Here is a 19,757-nt window from a genome sequence, read left to right as displayed (position 1 = left end):
CATCGATCGGCCTGTTTGTCGGGATGATCGCGGTATGGGCGCAATTGATCCCGCAATTGTGAGGCTTTGGCCGGTTTTCGGCACTCCCGGCTGACGGGGTTTGCTGGGCTGATTTGGCGCTGGGGAAAAGACCAATAGCGGACGCCGAGGGGACAGAGGCGCGTGGACTCAGCGTTTCGGAAGTCCCACCATAGCGCCCAGCCGAGTCGCCTGGAGCGGCTTGATTCCCTTCCCAGCCGTGAACTGCTGAACGACATGTCAAAGCCCGTGGCGCCGTCCTCCAATCCCGGATTCGTCCATCTCCACGTCCATTCGGCGTATTCGCTGCTGAAGGGCTCGATCAAGATCGCCAGGCTCGGCGAGCTGGCCAAGGCCGACCGTCAGCCGGCCCTGGCATTGACCGACACCGACAACATGTTCGGGGCGCTGGAATTCTCCGACAAGATGGCCGGCTACGGCATCCAGCCGATCGTGGGCTGTGAGATTGCCGTCGACTTCGGCGATCAAGACCCGAACGCGCGCAATGCGCTGGCGGCAGCGCCGGCGCGAATCGTGCTGCTCGCAGCGCGCGAGCGAGGCTATCGCAGCCTGATGCACCTCAACTCCCGCGCTTTTCTGGAGACGCCGGTCCATCAAACCCCGCACATCAAGCTCAATTGGCTGGAGGGCCATGCCGAAGGCCTGATCGCGCTGACCGGCGGCCCGGATGGCCCGGTCTCCCTGGCGTTCGCCGCCGACCAGCCAGCGCTGGCCGCCTCGCGCTGCGAGCGCCTGGCCAGCCTGTTCGGTGACAGCCTCTATGTCGAATTACAGCGCCACGGCATCGAAAAGGAACGGCGCATCGAGACCGGGCTGATCGAGCTTGCCTACGCAAAGGGGTTGCCGCTCGTCGCCACCAACGAGCCGTATTTTGCGACATCAGACGACTACGAAGCCCATGACGCGCTTCTGTGCATCGCCGGTGGCCGGCTGATCGCCGAAACTGACCGCGAGCAGCTGACGCCCGATCATCGCTTCAAGACGCGCGCGGAAATGGCGGTCCTGTTCGCCGATATTCCGGAGGCCCTCAGTTCCACCGTCGAGATCGCGGAGCGCTGCGCGTTTCGCCCGAAGACACGCAAACCGATTCTGCCGCGTTTCACGGTGGGCGCGGGCACCAACGCCGAGGATGCCGCCAAGGAGGAAACCGCCGAGTTGCGCCGGCAGGCCGAGGAGGGCCTGTCTCGGCGGCTCGCTGTCCACGGAATGTCGCAGGGAAGCTCCGAGGAGGATTACCGAAGGCGGCTTGCCTTCGAGCTCGACGTCATCACCCGCATGAATTACGCGGGGTACTTCCTGATCGTGTCAGACTTCATCAAATGGGCCAAGGCGCACGGGATTCCGGTTGGGCCCGGCCGCGGTTCGGGCGCCGGTTCGCTCGTCGCCTACGCACTCACGATCACCGATCTCGACCCGATTCGCTTTGGGCTGCTGTTCGAGCGCTTCCTTAATCCGGAACGCGTGTCGATGCCCGACTTCGACATCGATTTCTGCCAGGACCGCCGCGGCGAGGTGATCAATTACGTCCAGCAGCGCTACGGGCGCGACCAGGTCGCCCAGATCATCACATTCGGAACCTTGCAGGCTCGCGGCGTGCTGCGCGACGTGGGGCGGGTGCTGCAGATGCCCTACGGGCAGGTCGACAAGCTGACCAAGCTGGTGCCGCAGAACCCGGCCGCTCCGGTCACGCTTGCCGCCGCGATCGAAGGCGAGCCGAAACTCCAGGCTTTTCGCGACGAGGATCCTGTGGTGGCGCGCGCCTTCGATATCGCGCAGCGCCTCGAAGGCCTCACGCGTCATGCCTCCACCCACGCGGCAGGTATCGTGATCGGCGACCGCCCGTTGAGCGAGCTCGTGCCGCTCTACCGTGATCCGAAGTCCGACATGCCGGTCACCCAGTTCAACATGAAATGGGTCGAGCCTGCAGGCCTCGTGAAGTTCGACTTCCTGGGACTGAAGACACTCACGGTGCTGGATGTCGCAGTGAAGCTCTTGAAGCAGCGCGGCATCGAGATCGACCTGGCGACGCTGCCGCTCGATGATGCGCCGAGTTACCAGATGCTGGCACGGGGCGATGTGGTCGGCGTGTTCCAGGTGGAAAGTCAGGGCATGCGGCGGGCGCTCGTCGACATGCGGCCGGACCGCTTCGAGGACATTATCGCGCTGGTCGCGCTCTATCGTCCTGGTCCGATGGCGAACATTCCAACCTATTGCGCGCGCAAGCACGGAGACGAGGAGCCGGAGTACCTTCACCCGATCCTGGAGCCGATCCTCAAGGAGACCTTCGGCGTCATCATTTACCAGGAACAGGTGATGCAGATCGCACAGGTGATGGCCGGCTATTCGCTCGGCGATGCCGATCTGCTTCGCCGCGCGATGGGCAAGAAGATCCGCGCCGAGATGGAGAAGCAGCGCGCGATCTTCGTCGCCGGTGCGGTCAAGAACAACGTTCCCAAGGGGCAGGCGGAAACCATCTTCGAACTGCTCGCGAAATTCGCCGACTATGGCTTCAACAAGAGCCACGCCGCGGCGTATGCGCTGGTGTCCTATCAGACCGCCTATATGAAGGCGCATTACCCGGTCGAGTTCCTGGCCGCGTCGATGACGCTCGACCTGAACAACACCGACAAACTCTCGGAATTCCGTGCCGAGGCGCAGCGCCTCGGCATCAAGGTTGAAGCCCCGAACATCAACCGTTCCGGCGCTGTCTTCGATGTCAGCAACGGCACGATCTATTACGCGCTCGCCGCGCTCAAGGGCGTCGGCCAGCAAGCGGTGGAATTGATCGTCGAGGCACGCCGCAACGGACTGTTCACGTCTCTGGCCGATTTTGCCTCACGCGTGAATCCGCGCGCCATCAACAAGCGGATCATCGAAAGCCTCGCGGCGGCCGGCGCCTTCGACACGCTCGAGCCGAACCGGGCGCGCGTCTTTGCGGGAGCGGATGCCATACTTGCCGCCTGTCAGCGCAGCCATGAGGCGGCAACGTCCGGCCAGAACGACATGTTCGGCGGAGCGGCCGATGCGCCGACGATCATTCTGCCGCAGGTCGAGCCCTGGTTGCCGGCCGAACGGCTGCGGCGCGAATATGATGCGATCGGCTTCTTCCTGTCGGGACATCCGCTCGACGATTATGCGACCGTGCTCAAGCGGCTGCGCGTGCAGTCGTGGGCCGAGTTTTCGCGCGCGGTGAAAACCGGCGCCACCGCCGGCAAAGTCGCGGCCACGGTGGTGTCTCGCATGGAGCGGCGCACCAAGACCGGCAACAAGATGGGGATCATCGGGCTATCGGACCCCACCGGTCATTTCGAGGCGGTGCTGTTCTCGGAAGGCCTCGCGCAATACCGCGATCTGTTGGAGCCCGGTGCAGCCGTATTGTTGCAATTGGGGGCGGAGTTGCAGGGGGAGGACGTACGCGCGCGCGTGCTGCATGCCGAAGCGCTCGATGATGCGGCAGCCAAGACGCAAAAGGGCCTGCGCATCTTCCTGCGCGATACCAAGCCGCTGGAGTCGATTGCGCGGCGGCTGTCGCCGCCGGCAGGCCAATCGGGCAGCGGCGATATCGCCCTCGTCTTGCGGCTCGACATGCAGACCGAGGTCGAGTTCAAGCTGGAAGGCCGGTTCCAGGTGTCGCCGCAGATCGCCGGCGCCATCAAGGCGGTGGCCGGCGTCGAGATGGTGGAGACGCTCTGAAGGCTGTTTTGCTCATCCCGGAGGCCGGAGGACGCGCGGGATCTGGCCGAAAAGGTCCGATGGCGGCTGGGCTCGTGGGAGGCTCGATTCCGACCGCCACCGGCTCAAACGCAGCGAAACGGCGTTGAGCTTCTTGCCGGGTAGACGGCGCGGCCGCGAAGAAGCGATCGGGAGCCGTTGGTCAGCAGTTTTGGCGCCGGCGGGGCTGGATTTCGCTCCGCGTCATTTTGGGACGCCGATCGCAGGATAGGCTCCTGATCCGGGTCGATTCTGGACGATTTGGCGGCCAGTCTGGCCCAAGAGACCCCGGATTTCCTTGCTTCTCGCAAAAATCGCGCTATATAGCGCGCCATCTCACACGGAAACATGGCTCAAAAGGCCGTCCGGTGGCAGCCGGGCTATCAAGCCCGTTTGCTCACACGTTTCCGGAGGAACCAACCGGAGAACTCAGACAATGGCACTACCCGATTTTTCCATGCGTCAGCTGCTGGAAGCTGGCGTTCACTTTGGCCACCAGTCGCACCGCTGGAATCCGAAAATGGCGGATTACATTTTCGGCGCGCGCAACAACATCCATATCATCGATCTCGCCCAGACAGTGCCGATGCTGCATCGCGCCCTTCAGGCGGTGAGCGACACTGTCGCCAAGGGCGGCCGTATCCTGTTTGTCGGCACCAAGCGGCAGGCGCAGGACGGCGTTGCCGAGGCTGCGAAGCGCTCGGCTCAGTACTTCGTCAATTCGCGCTGGCTCGGCGGTACGCTGACGAACTGGAAAACGATTTCGGCGTCGATCAAGCGGCTTCGCCACCTCGATGAGGTGCTCAACTCCGGGGATGCCAACGCCTACACGAAGAAGGAGCGGCTGACGTTGCAGCGCGAGCGCGACAAGCTCGACCGCTCGCTCGGCGGCATCAAGGACATGGGCGGCTTGCCGGACATGATCTTCGTGATCGATACCAACAAGGAAGACATCGCGATCCAGGAAGCCCAGCGGCTCAACATTCCGGTGGCGGCGATCGTCGACACCAATTGCGATCCCAAGGGTATCACCTATGTCGTGCCCGGCAACGACGATGCCGGCCGTGCGATCTCGCTCTATTGCGATCTGGTGGCCCGCGCAGCGATCGACGGCATTTCGCGCGCGCAGGGCGACGCCGGCATCGATATCGGCGCTTCGGCACACCCGGCAGCCCAGGAAGCTCCAGCAGCAGCAGCGGCAGCAGCTTCCGGCTTCCAGGGCCTGGCTGGTCCGCGCGGCGCGCCGGACAATCTCAAGAAGCTCACCGGCGTATCCGGCACCATCGAGAAGAAGCTCAACGATCTCGGCATTTTCCACTACTGGCAGCTGGCCGAGCTTAATCACGATACGGCCCACCAGATTGGCGAAGAGGTCGGTCTTCCGGCCCGCGCAGACGCCTGGGTGGCCCAGGCCAAGGCCCTTACCGCTGAGGCGGAGTAACAGGATGCCGGCCGGAACAACCCGGCCGGCATGACCGGCACATTCCAGTTGACGGCATTGGTGACGGTGGGCAGCTGCGGTTTCGAACCGCATGCAGCCGCCGTCACAGGCAAAGGACATAGCGACATGGCGACAATCACGGCAGCGATGGTCAAGGACCTGCGCGAATCCACCGGCGCGGGCATGATGGATTGCAAGGCGGCACTGACCGAGACCGGTGGCGACATGCAGGCCGCGCAGGATTGGCTGCGCAAGAAGGGCCTGTCGAAGGCCGCCAAGAAAGCCGGCCGCGTCGCGGCCGAAGGCCTGATCGCAGCTCTGACCAAGGGCACCAGGGGTGTGGTCGTCGAAGTCAACTCGGAGACCGATTTCGTCGCGCGCAACGAGCACTTCCAGGGCCTGGTGAAGATGATCGCGCAGGTTGCGCTCGATGTCGGCGCCGATATCGACAAGATCAAGGCCGCCAAGGCCGGCGACGTCACGATTGAGACGGCAATTGCCGATGCCATCGCCACGATCGGCGAAAACATGACACTGCGCCGTGCCGCTTCGCTCGAGGTCAGCAAGGGCGTGGTGTCGAGCTATGTCCACAATGCGGTGATCGAAGGCGCCGGCAAGATGGGCGTGATCGTCGCATTGGAATCGCCCGGCAAGACCGATGAACTCGCCGTTCTGGGCAAGCAACTGGCGATGCATGTGGCCGCGGCAAACCCTCTCGCCATCGATCCGGCCGGCCTCGATCCGGCGGCCGTCAGGCGCGAGAAGGACGTGCTGGCCGACAAATATCGCCAGCAGGGCAAGCCGGAAAACGTGATTGAAAAGATCGTCGAGTCCGGGCTGAAGACCTACTACAAGGAGGTCTGTCTCCTCGAGCAGGCCTTCATCCACGACAGCGCCAAGTCGGTGGTCCAGGCGGTCAAGGAAGCTGAGGGTAAGGTCGGCGGTCCAATCAAGGTGTCCGGATTCTTGCGCTATGCTCTCGGCGAAGGAATCGAGAAGCAGGAAACCGACTTCGCGGCCGAGGTTGCGGCCGCCAGCGGTCAGAAATAACTGCCTTTGGGATTAGCGCTTACGGGCTGTTTGCGCCGGGGAGCTGCCTGGCGGGACAGGGAAAGCGGTTAGCAGATGGCAGGGCCGGTCTATCGTCGCGTGGTGATCAAACTGTCCGGCGAATATTTTGCCGGTCCGAACCCGTCGGGGTTCGACCAGCCAACGATCGACCGCCTCGCCGGGGACCTGATCGCGGCCAAGGCTTTGGGGGTTGAAATTGCCGTCGTCATTGGCGGCGGAAACCTCGTTCGCGGCGTGGATGTATCATCCCGCGGCCTTTCGCGCCCGACCGGCGACACCATGGGCATGCTGGCGACCGTGATGAACTGTCTAGCGTTGGAGGCCGCGATCGAGCGCAAGGGAGCGCCGGCGCGGACCCTGTCAGCTCAGGTGATGCCGCAGATTTCCGAGCTTTTCACGCGAAGTGCAGCGCACAAATACCTGGCCGAGGGACGGATCGTGCTGCTCGGCGGTGGAACCGGTAATCCGTTTTTCACCACCGATACGACGGCGGTGCTGCGGGCAGCCGAAATCGGCGCAGAGGCGGTACTCAAGGCGACCAATGTCGATGGCGTCTACAGCGCCGATCCGAAGAAGGATCCGTCCGCCAAGCGATTTGACCGCCTGACGCATTCGGAGGCTATCAGCGGCGGGTACAAGGTGATGGATGCGACCGCATTTGCGCTTGCCCGGGAGACTTCGCTGCCTATCATCGTGTTTTCGATTGCCGAGCCGGGCTCGATCGGGGCCATTCTGACCGGTAGCGGTCGCGGCACCATCGTCACCGGTTAGCCGCTCCCGCAGCTCTGCAGCCGCCAGAGGATGCGGGCAGGGCGTCGTGGCAACCGCATTCAGGAGGAGAGAGCGTCATGTCCGCCGGTAATTTCGACATTAACGAATTGAAGCGCCGCATGCACGGCGCCACGCAATCTCTCAAGCACGAACTCGGCGGCCTGAGGACCGGGCGCGCGGCGGCCTCAATGTTGGAACCGGTTCAGGTCGAAGCATACGGCTCGCACATGCCACTCAATCAACTTGCGACCGTCAGCGTTCCCGAGCCACGTCTGTTATCTGTCCAGGTCTGGGACAAGTCGATGGTGAAGGCCGTCGAAAAGGCAATCATCGATTCCAACCTGGGCTTGAGCCCGGCGACGGAAGGGCAGGTGCTGCGCCTGCGGATTCCTGAACTCAACCAGGAGCGGCGCAAGGAACTGGTAAAGGTCGCGCATAAATATGCGGAAGCTGCCCGTGTTGCGGTTCGCCATGTGCGGCGCGACGGTCTCGATATACTCAAGAGGCTGGAAAAGAGTCACGAGATGTCCGAGGACGATCAGGAGCGTCTTGCAAACGACGTGCAGAAGGCCACCGACAGCACGATATCGGAAATCGATCAGTTGCTGGCGACAAAGGAAAAAGAAATCCTGACCGTATAGCCTTTTGTTCGGGTGCGATCCGTCGAACCGCTCGTGTTAGAAGTCGCACCTTGAGGGATTGAGTGATGTCGAATGCCGCAGCGCCCGTGACAGAAGGACCGGACCGGGGGGACGCTCCCATGCATGTGGCGATCATCATGGACGGCAATGGGCGATGGGCCGCGGCGCGGGGACTTCCGCGCGTGGAGGGGCATCGGCGCGGCGTTGAGGCCCTTCGTCAGGTAGTTCGGGCGGCCGGCGAGCTGGGAATTCGCTATTTGACGATTTTCTCCTTCAGTTCAGAAAACTGGTCGAGGCCCGCGTCTGAAATCGGCGATCTGTTCGGACTGCTTCGGCGATTTATCCGCAATGATCTTGCAACTCTGCATCGCGATGGAGTCCGTGTCCGCGTGATCGGGGAACGGGAGGGACTGGAGCCCGACATCTGCGCGCTTCTCAAGGAGGCTGAAGACCTGACGCGCAATAACGATCGAATGAATCTGATCGTCGCGTTCAACTATGGGTCGCGACAGGAAATCGCCCGCGCGGCGCAGCGGCTCGCCGCGGAGGTCGCCGAAGGTAAACGGGATCCAGCCTCGATCGATGCCGATGTGCTCGGCAGATACCTCGATGCGCCCGAAGTGCCAGATCCGGACCTGATCATCCGCACCAGCGGCGAACAGCGGCTGTCCAATTTTCTGATGTGGCAGGCAGCCTATAGCGAACTGGTTTTTGTTCCGGTGCACTGGCCGGATTTCGACAAAGCGGCGCTCGAGAGCGCAATCGCGGAATACGCCAGGCGCGAGCGCCGGTTTGGCGGGCTGGTTGCGAAAACCGGATCGTGACCGGCGGCAACGCAGAATCGACCGCCGGCCAGGAGGGACGAAACCTTCTGCTGCGGGTCGCCGCCTCGCTGGTGCTCGCGCCGCTGGCTGTGGCCGTGGCTTACATCGGCGGATGGTTCTGGACGGGCCTTGTCACGGCCGCCGCGATCGGGCTTTACCTTGAATGGCTTACCGTCATTGGCGAACGCCGGCTCCCGCTGGCGATGCTCGGCGTCGTCGTCCTGCTTGCTATGGGCTGGGCCGAAACCGAACGTTTCCACGTCATGGATGTTTCTGCCCTCGTTGCTCTGGGAGTGGCGGTCGCCGCCCTATTCGCCCGCGACCGGCGCAGCTGGGCGGTGGCCGGAATCGGCTATTCCTTGGCGGCCTCGATTGCCTCGAGCGCATTACGGCGCGACCCTGCTTTGGGTTTCGTGGCGCTGATGTTTGTGCTGCTGGTGGTTTGGGCGACCGATATCGGCGGATACTTTGCCGGCCGGCTGATCGGTGGTCCAAGGTTATGGCCGCGGGTGAGTCCGAAGAAGACCTGGGCGGGGTCCATCGGCGGATTTGCAGCAAGCCTCGGCATTGCCGCCGGATTTGCCGCCTGCGGTTTCGGAAGGACGGTTGCGCTGCTGCCGTTGGCGGCTGTGCTTTCGACTGTCGCGCAGCTCGGTGACCTCTTTGAGTCCGCGGTGAAGCGCAAGTTCGGTGTCAAGGATTCGAGCCATCTCATTCCCGGGCATGGCGGATTGATGGATCGCCTTGATGGTTTCGTTGCCGCTATCGTACTGGCGGCGATTTTCGGCTTTTTGCGTGGCGGCGCCGATAGCGTCGGCCGCGGTCTTATGGTTTGGTGAGATATGAGCGCCGTTCCCTTGCGTAACAACAAAGCGGCTCTCGCAGTTCGTTCGGTCACCGTGCTCGGTGCGACCGGCTCGATCGGCGACAGCACGATGGACTTGCTGCGGGCGTCGAAAGACCGCTACCGCATAGAGGCATTGACGGCCCACACCAACGTCAAGGCCCTTGCCGATCTCGCGCGGGAATTCGGCGCCCGCTATGTCGCTGTCGCCGATCCCGGCCGGTTGCAGGAGCTGAAAGACGCCCTCGCAGGCACGCGAACAGAATGCGGCGCCGGCGAAAGTGCGGTCGTTGAAGCCGCCGCACGGCCGGCGGAGTGGGTGATGGCAGCAGTCAGCGGCGCTGCCGGGCTGAAGCCGGCGCTTGCCGCCGTCGATCGTGGCGCGACCGTCGCGCTGGCCAACAAGGAATGCCTGGTCTGCGCCGGGGATTTCTTCATGCAACGCGCAGCGCAGGCCGGCGCCTGCATCCTCCCGGCCGATTCCGAGCACAATGCATTGTTTCAGGCGTTGGCTTCCGGAAATCGCGAAGAGCTGGTTCGCGTGATCATCACCGCATCGGGTGGCCCCTTCCGAACCTGGTCGAGCGCCGACATCGAGCAGGCAACGTTGGCGCAGGCCCTGAAGCATCCGAACTGGAGCATGGGACAGAAGATCACCATCGATTCGGCTTCGATGATGAACAAGGGCCTCGAGGTGATCGAGGCAGCTTGCCTGTTTGGTCTGACGGCGGAAGAGATCGATGTTCTCGTCCATCCGCAATCGATCATCCACGGAATGGTCGAGTTCTCCGATCGCTCAGTAGTGGCGCAACTGGGTGCGCCGGACATGCGTACGCCGATCGCGCATTGCCTGGGCTGGCCGGATCGAATCATAGGTCCCGCGGCGAAGCTCGACCTCGCCAAGATCGGGCAGCTGACTTTTGAGGCTCCGGATTTTTCGCGTTTCCCTGGCCTCAAACTGGCCTATGAGGCCTTGCGGACAGGCCGCGGCGCAACAACCGTTTATAATGCGGCCAACGAGGTTGCGGTCGCCGCGTTCATCGCCGGTAAGATTCGGTTTGGCGCCATTGCACGCCTTGTCGAGGCGACCTTGGAAGCCTGGATTAGCGCTGGAAATCTGGCGCCACTGGCGTCAGCCGATGATGCAATTGCCGTTGACTATAATGCGCGAAATAAGGCGGCCACCCTATTGCCTCAAATTGCCTTAAAGGCATCCTAGAGCGTTGGGGCGGAGCCTTCGGCTTCGGGTGAGGGAATTTTAATGTCTGAGTTTTTTCAGCACAGTTTCAACGTGTTAGGTCATGGGCTGATCGGATATCTCGTTCCCTTCCTGTTCGTGCTGACGGTCGTCGTCTTTTTTCACGAACTCGGCCATTTCCTGATTGCGCGCTGGGCGGGCGTGAAAGTGTTAACGTTTTCGCTCGGATTTGGCCCGGAATTGGCCGGATTTAACGACCGGCACGGCACCCGCTGGCGGATTTCGGCGGTGCCACTCGGCGGCTACGTCAAGTTTTTCGGCGATGACAGCGAGGCCTCGACGCCCGATCTGGAGACGCTGGGCAATATGACGCCGGAAGAACAGGCCGACAGCTTTCACCATAAAAAGGTCTTTCCGCGAGCGGCGATCGTGGCTGCCGGACCAATTGCGAATTTCGTGCTGGCGATCGTGATCTTCGCCGGGATGGCGCTTTATTACGGCAAGCCGAGCTCAATTCCGCGCGTAGATCTCGTTCAGCCCGGCAGCGTCGCCGCCTCTGCAGGTTTTCAGGTCGGCGATGTCGTGCTCGCGATCGATGGGAGTGCGATCGAGAGTTTTGCCGATATGCAGCGAATCGTTTCCACCAATGCCGGGTCCAAGCTGACTTTTCGCGTGAAGCGCGATGGGGGCATTGTGACGCTGACGGCGACGCCTGCGCTGAAGGAAATGAAGGACATCTTCGGCAACAGCCACAAGATCGGCGTGCTGGGCATCCAGTACAATGCTCAGCCCAGTGATCCGAAGACTACTCCTGTTGGCTATCTCGAATCGCTGAAGATCGGCGTCGATCAGGTCTGGTTCATCATCGACAGCACGTTCAAGTTCGTAGGATCGCTGTTTGTCGGTGCCGGCAGCACGGGTGACCTCGGCGGTCCCTTGCGGATCGCGCAACTTTCCGGACAGGCGGCGAGCCTCGGCTTCCAGTTCCTGTTGCAACTTTGCGCCGCGCTTTCCGTATCAATTGGCCTGCTGAACTTGTTTCCGGTGCCGTTGCTCGATGGCGGTCATCTTTTGTTCTATTTGGTGGAAGCCGTACGGGGGCGTCCATTATCTCCGAGGGCCCAGGAAATGGGGGCGCGAATCGGGTTAGGGCTGGTGCTGATGCTGATGGTGTTCGTCACCTACAACGATATCCTGCATTTGACGTCATCTTGAAGCGGCTTTTTTGTGACGTGGCCAATAGGCAACGTCTTGGAATGAAAATGAAATCGCGCTGCCACATAAGGTTTGCCGGCTAGGTAAAATTAGCTACAAGCAGTGCGGCATCTGGGGATTTGCCGGTTCGCGGGGGTTCGATGGACCGGCACAAGAATGTAAGGGCGCTCGGCGCATGAAGGTTGGAATGCGGGTGCGGGGGGGCTTGCTGGCCGCCTTGGTCATGTTGTCGACGCCGTTTGCTGCAACGCTAGCGGTCGGGTTGGCGTCGTCGCCGGCTTCAGCCCAGACGGTGGATTCGATTGAGGTTCAAGGCAACCGGCGGGTCGAGGCCGCCACGATCCGTTCGTATTTCAAGGCCGGTCCCAACGGAAAGCTCGATAAGGGGAATATCGATGACGGTCTGAAGGCCCTGATCGAGACGGGCCTGTTCCAGGACGTCAAGATCAATCAGGCTGGCGGCCGAATCATCGTGTCGGTGGTCGAAAATCCGGTCCTTGGCCGTGTGGTTTTCGAAGGTAACAAGAAGATCAAGGACGAGCAGCTCTCGTCGGAAATTCAGTCGAAGCCGCGCGGAACATTTTCGCGTCCGATGGTTCAGTCGGATACCCAGCGAATCGTCGAAATCTATCGTCACTCCGGCCGCTATGACGTGACCGTCGTCCCGGAAATCATCGAACAGCCGAACAACCGGGTCGATCTGATCTTCACCATCAACGAGGGCAAAAAGACCGGCATCAGTTCGATCGAATTCGTCGGCAACAAGTTTTATTCGTCGTACCGCCTGAAGGACGTCATCAAGACGCGCGAATCGAATTTTCTGAGTTTTCTCGGCGGCAACGACGTCTACGATCCGGACCGCATCGAAGCCGACCGCGACCTGATTCGGCGGTACTATCTGAAGCACGGCTTTGCCGACGTGCAGGTTGTCGCTGCGTTGACGGAATACGATCCGGACAAGAAGGGCTTTTTGGTCACCTTCAAGATTGAGGAAGGCCAGCAGTATCGCGTCGGTTCGGTCAATTTCGAATCGAGCATTCCCGGATTGAACGGCAATGCGCTCGCCAGTTATTCACGCGTCAGTGTCGGATCGCTCTACAACGCCGAGGCGCTGGAGAAGTCGGTCGAGGAAATGCAAATCGAAGCCTCGCGGCGTGGCTTCGCATTCGCGGTAGTCAAGCCCCGTGGCGACCGCAACTTCGATAATCATACTGTCTCGATCGTTTATTCGATCGACGAAGGACCGCGCACCTACATCGAGCGAATCAACGTGCGCGGCAATACGCGGACGCGCGACTACGTGATCCGCCGGGAATTCGATATCGCCGAAGGCGACGCCTATAACCGTGCGCTTGTGGATCGCGCCGAGCGCCGCCTGAAGAATCTTGATTTCTTCAAGAGCGTCAAAATCACGACTGAGCCGGGTTCATCCAGCGATCGCGTGATTCTCAATGTTGATCTGGAAGAGAAATCGACCGGCGACTTCTCGGTATCGGGCGGCTATTCTACGATCGACGGACCACTCGCCGAGGTTAGCATTTCCGAACGTAACCTGTTGGGACGCGGTCTTTTTGGCAAAGCTTCGGTGACCTACGGCGAATATGCCCGCGGCGTATCGCTCTCGTTTGTCGAGCCTTACCTGCTCGACTATCGCATTGGACTTGGTCTTGATGCCTATTACAACGAGCAGTTGTCGAACCCATTTATCGCCTATGGAACCAGGACGATCGGTTTCAGCCCGCGGGTTGGACTTCAGTTGCGCGAAGACATGACGCTGCAGCTGCGCTATTCGATCTACCAGCAAGAGATATCGCTGCCGAGCTATCTGGATAACTGTAACATGAATCCGGGTAACGGCCTTCTTGCCTTCAATCCTTCGCCCGCCTGGATCGCGGCCAACGGGGCGGCGGCGGCAACGGCGCTCGGCGCAACGGATCCATCAGGTCAGGGGCTTTGGTGTTATTCTTATAGCCAGGCCTCTCTGCCCATTCGCAAGGAACTGGCTCAGGGTGCGATAATCACGTCGTCGGTTGGCTATTCGTTCGACTACAATACGTTGGATAACAACAAGAACCCGACTGACGGTCTCTTGATCGACTGGAAACAGGATTTCGCGGGCGTCGGCGGCGACGTGACCTATCTGAAATCGGCAGTCGACGCGAAGTACTTCACACCTCTGGTTGCTGACATTGTCAGCTTGGTCCACCTCCAGGGCGGCATCCTGACCAAGATCGGCGACAACCAGATCCGGATGCTGGACCAGTTCCAGATGGGCCCGAACCTCGTGCGCGGCTTTGCGCCGAACGGTATCGGTCCGCGTGACATCAATCCCTATGGTACACAGGACGCGCTCGGTGGCACGCAATACTGGGGCGCTTCATGGGAATTCCAGATGCCGTTCTGGTTCCTGCCCAAGGAGCTGGGCATGAAGGGTGCCATATATGCGGACGCTGGTTGGCTCGGCGATTATCAGGGACCGACGGAGTGGGCTGCGACGGGTGAAATTAACAGGCCGGGCTGTATTCCGCCGACGAATAATGGTTTCGGCCTCCCTGCCGCACCCGGAACCTGCCTGGGATTGCAATATGCCGCGCAAAACGTGGTGCGAACGTCAGTCGGTGTTGGCCTGATCTGGCAGTCGCCCTTCGGTCCGCTCCGCTTCGATTATGCGATCCCGATCACCATGGGCAAATACGACATCCCGATGGAGTTCAAGTTCGGCGGCGGCACCACCTTCTAAGCCGTATCCCACGGTTTCATCGCGCAGCGTCAACAGAAGGGTGGCGGGGCCACGAGTCGCTTTGGCTCGGGCCACCCCGGGGATTGCCAAGGACTGTCAACGACCTCAAAGTCGGGGAGACGTCGGCTCTCCGAACCCTTGGATGAGGGTTCGGAAAGGGGCCGGTCTTCGCGCCAGCGCAGAGTGGTGAAAAGGAGAGGATCGGGGAAGATGGACGAGGCGTCGGTCAAATACGAGCTCGTGGATATCAACGAGATCCTCAAGACATTGCCGCATCGCTATCCGATGCTGCTGATCGACCGGCTGATCAATGTTCGTTCGGACCACAGCGGAATCGGCATCAAGAACGTCACCTACAACGAACCGGTGTTTCTCGGCCATTTTCCTGAGCGCCCCGTCTACCCGGGCGTGCTCATGATCGAAGCGATGGCGCAGACGGCAGGCGTCATTGGCATCAAGGCGATGGAGACGGACAAGCCGGGCGCTGTTTATTTTTTAACCATCGACAAGTGCAAGTTCCGCAAGCCCGTTCTGCCGGGCGACACCATCGAATATCACATGCGCAGCATCTCGCGGCGCAAGGCGATGTGGTGGTTTCATGGTGATGCTAAGGTCAACGGCACGGTCGTTGCCGAGGCGGATGTGGGTGCCATGCTGGCCGACTGAGCCGGTTTTAACTAGCCGGCGCTTGCAGCCGATGCCGCACAAGCTGCAATCGACATGCTGCGCTTTCTGTGTTCTAGTTTTTCGGTCCGGCGCGGGGAAGGATAGATGCGGAACGTGACGATATGGGCGGCTTCCGCAGCTTTGCTGGTCGCCGCCAATAGTCCAGCCTCTGCCGGAAAGACATGCGTTGCCAGCGCGACCGAAGCCTTGCCGAAAATTGCTGGCCTTGTCGTCAAGGGATTCCGGACGCGACCGGTATCGCCTGCCGTCCTGGCCACCTGGAGAGGCCAGTCGAAGCCCATCATGATCGACCTGGATGTTGAATCCCAAGGTGACGAGCAGACTTTTTCCTACGTATGCGTCGTGACCCGTGGCTCTGCCTTCGTGCAGCGAACGATGAATTAGCGCAGCGAGTCACCCAAGCCGGGCAGCGCCCCGGTGGGTCACTGGACAGTCCCGGCAGCCCGCGCTAACCACGGAAAAATCTAACAAATGACTTCAGTCTTTGCGAGACGATGGGCCTCTCGATGACCACAATCGATCCGACCGCACGGGTGGAAGACGGCGCCGTGATCGGCGAGGGCACGACGATTGGTCCTTATTGCGTGGTCGGCCGCGACGTCGTCATCGGTGCGAACTGTAAGCTGATCTCGCATGCCCATGTAATGGGGCACACCACCGTCGGTGACGACTGTACGGTCTATCCGTTCGCTTCCTTGGGCGGCGCACCGCAGGACCTGAGCTATCGAGGCGAGCCGACGCGTCTTCAGATTGGTGCCGGCTGCACGATTCGCGAGGGCGTCACGATGAATGTCGGCACGGTGAAGGGCGGCGGTCTCACCCGCGTCGGCGAGCGCGGCTTCTTCATGAACAACAGCCATGTCGGGCACGACTGCGTGGTCGGCAACGACGTGATCTTCGCGACGTCGGCGACTCTCGGTGGCCACTGCGAAATCGGCGATTTCGTCTATATCGGCGGCTTGTCAGCCGTGCATCAGTTCACCCGGGTAGGGTCGCAGGTGATGATCGGCGGCGTCTGCGGTGTTCGGGGCGACATTATCCCCTTTGGATTGGCCAATGGCCAATATGCTCGTCTCGAAGGCCTCAACATCATCGGCATGAGACGCCGCAAGTTTACCCGCGAGCGGCTCGCCATCGTCCGTTCATTTTACCAGAAGCTGTTCGAAGCCCCGGGAGTCTTTTCCGAGCGGCTGAGTGCGGTGCAGTCGCTTGCGGCGACGGATCCTGCGATTGCGGAAATTCTGCGATTTATCGAGGCCGGTAAACATCGCCCTTTGTGTTTGCCGTCCGGCCGCAACGCCGAAGATTGATGGCGGAGCAGTCGCAGCCATGACAGCAGCGGCTCCCGAAAATTCATCGCCGATCGGCGTCATTGCGGGCGGCGGTGTGATGCCGTTCGCGGTTGCCGATTCCTTGAAGGCGCGAGGCCATGGTCCTGTGTTGTTTGCGCTGAAGGGAGTTTGCGATCCCGTCGCCATCGAACGCTTTCGTCACCACTGGATCACGGTGGGTCAATACGGGCGGATGACGAAGTTGCTTCGCGCGGAAAAATGCAAAGACCTGATCTTTATCGGAACGCTGGTGCGCCCGGCGCTCTCGGAAATCCGGCTCGATTGGGGAACGCTTCGTGTGATGGGGCGGATATGGTCGGCCTTTCGGGGCGGCGACGACCACCTGTTGTCGGGCGTAGGACGGCTTTTCGAGCAGGAGGGCTTTCGTCTCCTTGGCGTTAAAGATGCCGCACCGGATCTGCTGATGCCTGAAGGAAACGTCACGCATGCTGCGGCCGATCAAAATGCCCTGGCCGACATCGCGCGGGGGCGCGAGGTGCTCGGCGCGCTTAGCCCCTTCGATATCGGCCAGGCGGTCGTCGTGATCGACGGCCACGTCGTGGGCGTCGAAGGCGTCGAGGGCACGGACGAACTGCTGAGGCGCATCGCAGAGCTGCGCAAGGGCGGTCGCATCCGCGCGCCCGCCGGACACGGGGTGCTGGTGAAAACACCAAAGAGCACGCAGGATCTGCGCTACGATCTGCCGACCGTAGGTTCGCGCACCATCGAGGGCGCCGCGGCCGCCGGACTGTCCGGCGTGGCGGTCGCTGCCGGCAATACAATCGTTGCCGATGCGCAGGCCATGATCGAGGCCGCCGATGCGGCCGGCCTTTTCGTGACGGGCTTGCGGTTTTGATGGCAGGCCCGGCAAGCAGCAGGGTCGCGCGCAAGATCTTTCTGATCGCGACGGAAGAATCCGGCGACCGGCTGGGCGCCCATCTGATGAAAGTGCTTCGCCAGCGGCTCGGCGATGCCGTCAACTTCGAGGGCGTCGGCGGTCTGGCGATGGCGAAAGAGGGACTGAGGTCCCTGTTTCCGATCGAGGAGTTGTCAATCATCGGCTTTTCAGCCGTCATCAAGCAGCTTCCGAAAGTCTTGCGTTTGATCCGGCAAACCGTTCGGGCGGTCCTTGCCGCGCGCCCCGACGTGCTGGTCATCATCGACAGCCCCGATTTCACCCATCGGGTGGCGCGAAGGGTGCGCGCTCGCGATCCCTCGATTCCGATCGTGGATTACGTTTCGCCCTCGGTATGGGCGTGGCGGCCGGGCAGGGCGCGGGCCATGCGGGTCTATATCGATCACGTTCTGGCGCTCTTGCCGTTCGAGCCGGAAGAATACCGGCGGCTTAGTGGACCGCCGTGCAGCTATGTCGGCCATCCCCTGACCGAGCAGCTTGGCTTGCTCAGGCCGAACGCCGAGGAGACTGCGCGGCGCAACGGAACGCCGCCCGTGCTGCTGGTTCTGCCGGGAAGCCGGCGCAGCGAGATTCGCCACCACATGGCTGTGTTCGGCGAGGCCTTGGACAGGCTGAACGCCGCGGGCCGGGAGTTCGAATTGATCCTGCCGACCATGCCGCATCTCCTGGAGGGCATCAGGGAAGGCGTCGCCTCCTGGCAGGTCGCGCCGAGAATTGTGGTTGGCGAGCAGGAGAAACGGGCGGCATTTCGAATCGCCACTGCCGCGCTCGCCAAGTCCGGGACGGTGACGCTGGAACTCGCGCTGGCGGGGGTGCCGATGGTGACGGCCTACCGGACCGGCGCGCTGGAGGCCTTCATCGTCCGCCGCGCAGTGACCGTCACATCGGTGATCCTGGCCAACCTCGTGCTCGGCGAAAACGTGGTGCCGGAATTCCTGCAGGAAGACTGCACCGCCGAGAAGCTTGCCGGAGCGCTTGGCGAGGTGTTGTCCGATTCGCCGATGCGCCGGCGCCAGCTCGAGGCCTTCGCGCGCCTCGACGGCGTCATGTCGACCGGCAACCAGCCGCCGAGCGTCCGCGCCGCGGACATTGTCCTGGCGACGCTGAGACGATCGCGCAGGAGCGCCTAGAGCCGATCCGAGGCGAGACGTTACTTGCGCGCCCGCGCCCGCTGCTCCTGCTCCTTCAGGAGATCGTCGAGCTCCTTGCTCTGGTCCTCGATCCGGTTCGCCAGCCGCTCCTCGTTGGCAGCGCCGGACTGGGCGGCTGCCTGCTCGGTGAGCTGGCGAAGGTTGTCGCGCAAAACCGCGACGCGGTTGGCGATTTCGCCGTCGGATAGCTGGCTGAAGTCGGTCATGCGATGGGGCCCCCTGAGGCTGAAGCAAGTTAGCGGAAGAGCCGACTATCATCCAGAGCCGGCGGGCGTTTTGATCTGGATCAGAGGCTTCCACCCGGTCGACGGCTAGGAGAGTGCGGTGCACCAGCGGTTTGTTGGATGCACAAGGGAACACAACCCCGTTTGGCAGGTTTCTGTTCCTGCGTCGTTTGATTGAAATCAGGGAGACCTTCATGCGATCCAAGTTCGTTTTCTCAGCTCTCGCGGCCGCCGCTCTGCTCGGGGCGGGCGCATTCGTGCCGGCCGCATCGGCCGCGGAGGGAGTGCCGGGCGCAAATGTGTCCGCCAAGGCCGGCACGTCCGCGCCCAACGCCATGGCAATGGATTCCACGCCCCAGACAATGCATCACCACACGATGCACCATCACACAATGCATCACACATCACACCATCACCACACGCACAACATGGGCTATTCGCGCCGGCAGATGGATGAGACGAGGCCGGGCGGCAAGCCGGTGTCGCGGAAGGCGCCGGACTAGTACCGCCGATCTGAACCCACTGCATCACGAGGGGTCCTCACTGAAGCCGGGCCCTGGTGCGTCCATGCACCGGGGCCGATTCATCTCGGTGCATGGCTCCGTCGGGTCGCTCGCCGCGTGACGTGCGTCGACCTGCGCGTCGACGTCCCCGCGAGGCAAACCGCCTCCGGGCCGCTGCAAGACATTGTCCCTCGAAAAGCGGAGGGAGCAGGGAATGCCGGGTGCCCGTTGCACCCGCAGCCTCATGTGCGAGAAAAATGCACATGAGTAGTCACCACAGGTCCACCGGGAAACGCCCGGCATTCCCCGCGCAATGGTTTTACGGCTTATTCCGCGCTCTCTCCGGCGATCGGGCTTTTTTGTCACCGTCCCCGGCGTGATGCGCAGCATCAAGCCAGGTTCGCGCCAGCGTCGAGGCGCTAAGACCACGCGGCTTTGCCGTCCGCTCCC

At 61.8% G+C, this 19,757-nt stretch carries 16 protein-coding genes; 15 read left to right on the top strand and 1 reads right to left on the bottom strand.

What is annotated here, in order from left to right:
* Window positions 1-255 precede the first annotated feature (255 nt).
* The 14 genes from dnaE to lpxB all read left to right on the top strand — a co-directional run bounded on the left by dnaE (window position 256) and on the right by lpxB (window position 18,559).
* Complete coding sequence (dnaE, locus tag NEZ08_RS07240; RefSeq protein WP_298105788.1) at window positions 256-3,732, top strand: DNA polymerase III subunit alpha; 3,477 nt, start codon at window positions 256-258, stop codon at window positions 3,730-3,732.
* A 454-nt stretch (window positions 3,733-4,186) separates the two neighbouring features.
* Entirely contained in the window at window positions 4,187-5,191 is a 1,005-nt protein-coding gene (locus NEZ08_RS07235) for a 30S ribosomal protein S2 (RefSeq protein WP_298105786.1), read from the top strand.
* Window positions 5,192-5,317: 126 nt separating this feature from the next.
* On the top strand, window positions 5,318-6,241 hold the full coding sequence (tsf, locus tag NEZ08_RS07230) for a translation elongation factor Ts (protein WP_298105910.1): 924 nt from the start codon (window positions 5,318-5,320) through the stop codon (window positions 6,239-6,241).
* Between the two features lie 75 nt (window positions 6,242-6,316).
* A complete protein-coding gene (gene pyrH / locus NEZ08_RS07225; protein ID WP_298105785.1) occupies window positions 6,317-7,033 on the top strand; it encodes a UMP kinase in 717 nt (238 codons plus the stop codon).
* Window positions 7,034-7,110: 77 nt separating this feature from the next.
* Window positions 7,111-7,674 (top strand): ribosome recycling factor, encoded by a 564-nt coding sequence (frr, locus tag NEZ08_RS07220; RefSeq protein WP_298105783.1) that lies wholly within the window; start codon window positions 7,111-7,113, stop codon window positions 7,672-7,674.
* 65 nt (window positions 7,675-7,739) lie between these two features.
* Entirely contained in the window at window positions 7,740-8,498 is a 759-nt protein-coding gene (locus NEZ08_RS07215) for an isoprenyl transferase (RefSeq protein WP_298105781.1), read from the top strand.
* A complete protein-coding gene (locus NEZ08_RS07210) occupies window positions 8,495-9,337 on the top strand; it encodes a phosphatidate cytidylyltransferase (protein WP_298105779.1) in 843 nt (280 codons plus the stop codon). Before NEZ08_RS07215 ends, NEZ08_RS07210 begins: the two co-directional genes overlap by 4 nt.
* A 3-nt stretch (window positions 9,338-9,340) precedes the next feature.
* Window positions 9,341-10,561 carry a 1-deoxy-D-xylulose-5-phosphate reductoisomerase gene (gene dxr, locus NEZ08_RS07205; protein ID WP_298105777.1) on the top strand — a complete coding sequence of 407 codons (1,221 nt, stop codon included), beginning with the start codon at window positions 9,341-9,343 and terminating at the stop codon, window positions 10,559-10,561.
* A 42-nt stretch (window positions 10,562-10,603) separates the two neighbouring features.
* Window positions 10,604-11,755: an RIP metalloprotease RseP gene (gene rseP / locus NEZ08_RS07200; RefSeq protein WP_298105775.1), complete on the top strand. Its 1,152-nt coding sequence runs from the start codon at window positions 10,604-10,606 to the stop codon at window positions 11,753-11,755.
* Window positions 11,756-11,930: 175 nt separating this feature from the next.
* A complete protein-coding gene (gene bamA / locus NEZ08_RS07195; RefSeq protein WP_298105773.1) occupies window positions 11,931-14,495 on the top strand; it encodes an outer membrane protein assembly factor BamA in 2,565 nt (854 codons plus the stop codon).
* Window positions 14,496-14,705: 210 nt separating this feature from the next.
* Window positions 14,706-15,161, top strand: a complete 456-nt coding sequence (fabZ, locus tag NEZ08_RS07190) for a 3-hydroxyacyl-ACP dehydratase FabZ (RefSeq protein ID WP_298105771.1) — start codon at window positions 14,706-14,708, stop codon at window positions 15,159-15,161.
* A gap of 527 nt (window positions 15,162-15,688) precedes the next feature.
* Entirely contained in the window at window positions 15,689-16,492 is an 804-nt protein-coding gene (lpxA, locus tag NEZ08_RS07185) for an acyl-ACP--UDP-N-acetylglucosamine O-acyltransferase (protein ID WP_298105769.1), read from the top strand.
* 19 nt (window positions 16,493-16,511) lie between these two features.
* Window positions 16,512-17,369, top strand: a complete 858-nt coding sequence (locus NEZ08_RS07180; protein WP_298105767.1) for an LpxI family protein — start codon at window positions 16,512-16,514, stop codon at window positions 17,367-17,369.
* Window positions 17,369-18,559, top strand: a complete 1,191-nt coding sequence (lpxB, locus tag NEZ08_RS07175) for a lipid-A-disaccharide synthase (RefSeq protein WP_298105765.1) — start codon at window positions 17,369-17,371, stop codon at window positions 18,557-18,559. Before NEZ08_RS07180 ends, lpxB begins: the two co-directional genes overlap by 1 nt.
* A gap of 20 nt (window positions 18,560-18,579) precedes the next feature.
* On the opposite strand, the gene NEZ08_RS07170 is transcribed toward lpxB, so the two are convergent.
* Window positions 18,580-18,786: a hypothetical protein gene (locus NEZ08_RS07170; RefSeq protein ID WP_298105764.1), complete on the bottom strand. Its 207-nt coding sequence runs from the start codon at window positions 18,784-18,786 to the stop codon at window positions 18,580-18,582.
* A 212-nt stretch (window positions 18,787-18,998) separates the two neighbouring features.
* Here NEZ08_RS07170 and NEZ08_RS07165 point away from each other — a divergent pair, with 212 nt between their 5' ends.
* Window positions 18,999-19,307, top strand: a complete 309-nt coding sequence (locus NEZ08_RS07165) for a hypothetical protein (RefSeq protein ID WP_298105763.1) — start codon at window positions 18,999-19,001, stop codon at window positions 19,305-19,307.
* Window positions 19,308-19,757: the final 450 nt, after the last annotated feature.

Source organism: Bradyrhizobium sp. (assembly GCF_027451485.1).
In the GTDB taxonomy this organism is placed as follows: Bacteria; Pseudomonadota; Alphaproteobacteria; order Rhizobiales; family Xanthobacteraceae; genus Bradyrhizobium.
Note: the sequence above shows the minus strand (reverse complement) of the source record. Positions and strands in the feature narration are given on the sequence as shown.

Coding starts and splice junctions, on each gene's coding strand:
- dnaE (WP_298105788.1), top strand. CDS start 256: ATGTCAAAGCCCGTGGCGCCGTCCTCCAATCCCGGATTCGTCCATCTC.
- NEZ08_RS07235 (WP_298105786.1), top strand. CDS start 4,187: ATGGCACTACCCGATTTTTCCATGCGTCAGCTGCTGGAAGCTGGCGTT.
- tsf (WP_298105910.1), top strand. CDS start 5,318: ATGGCGACAATCACGGCAGCGATGGTCAAGGACCTGCGCGAATCCACC.
- pyrH (WP_298105785.1), top strand. CDS start 6,317: ATGGCAGGGCCGGTCTATCGTCGCGTGGTGATCAAACTGTCCGGCGAA.
- frr (WP_298105783.1), top strand. CDS start 7,111: ATGTCCGCCGGTAATTTCGACATTAACGAATTGAAGCGCCGCATGCAC.
- NEZ08_RS07215 (WP_298105781.1), top strand. CDS start 7,740: ATGTCGAATGCCGCAGCGCCCGTGACAGAAGGACCGGACCGGGGGGAC.
- dxr (WP_298105777.1), top strand. CDS start 9,341: ATGAGCGCCGTTCCCTTGCGTAACAACAAAGCGGCTCTCGCAGTTCGT.
- rseP (WP_298105775.1), top strand. CDS start 10,604: ATGTCTGAGTTTTTTCAGCACAGTTTCAACGTGTTAGGTCATGGGCTG.
- bamA (WP_298105773.1), top strand. CDS start 11,931: ATGAAGGTTGGAATGCGGGTGCGGGGGGGCTTGCTGGCCGCCTTGGTC.
- fabZ (WP_298105771.1), top strand. CDS start 14,706: ATGGACGAGGCGTCGGTCAAATACGAGCTCGTGGATATCAACGAGATC.
- lpxA (WP_298105769.1), top strand. CDS start 15,689: ATGACCACAATCGATCCGACCGCACGGGTGGAAGACGGCGCCGTGATC.
- NEZ08_RS07180 (WP_298105767.1), top strand. CDS start 16,512: ATGACAGCAGCGGCTCCCGAAAATTCATCGCCGATCGGCGTCATTGCG.
- lpxB (WP_298105765.1), top strand. CDS start 17,369: ATGGCAGGCCCGGCAAGCAGCAGGGTCGCGCGCAAGATCTTTCTGATC.
- NEZ08_RS07170 (WP_298105764.1), bottom strand. CDS start 18,786: ATGACCGACTTCAGCCAGCTATCCGACGGCGAAATCGCCAACCGCGTC.
- NEZ08_RS07165 (WP_298105763.1), top strand. CDS start 18,999: ATGCGATCCAAGTTCGTTTTCTCAGCTCTCGCGGCCGCCGCTCTGCTC.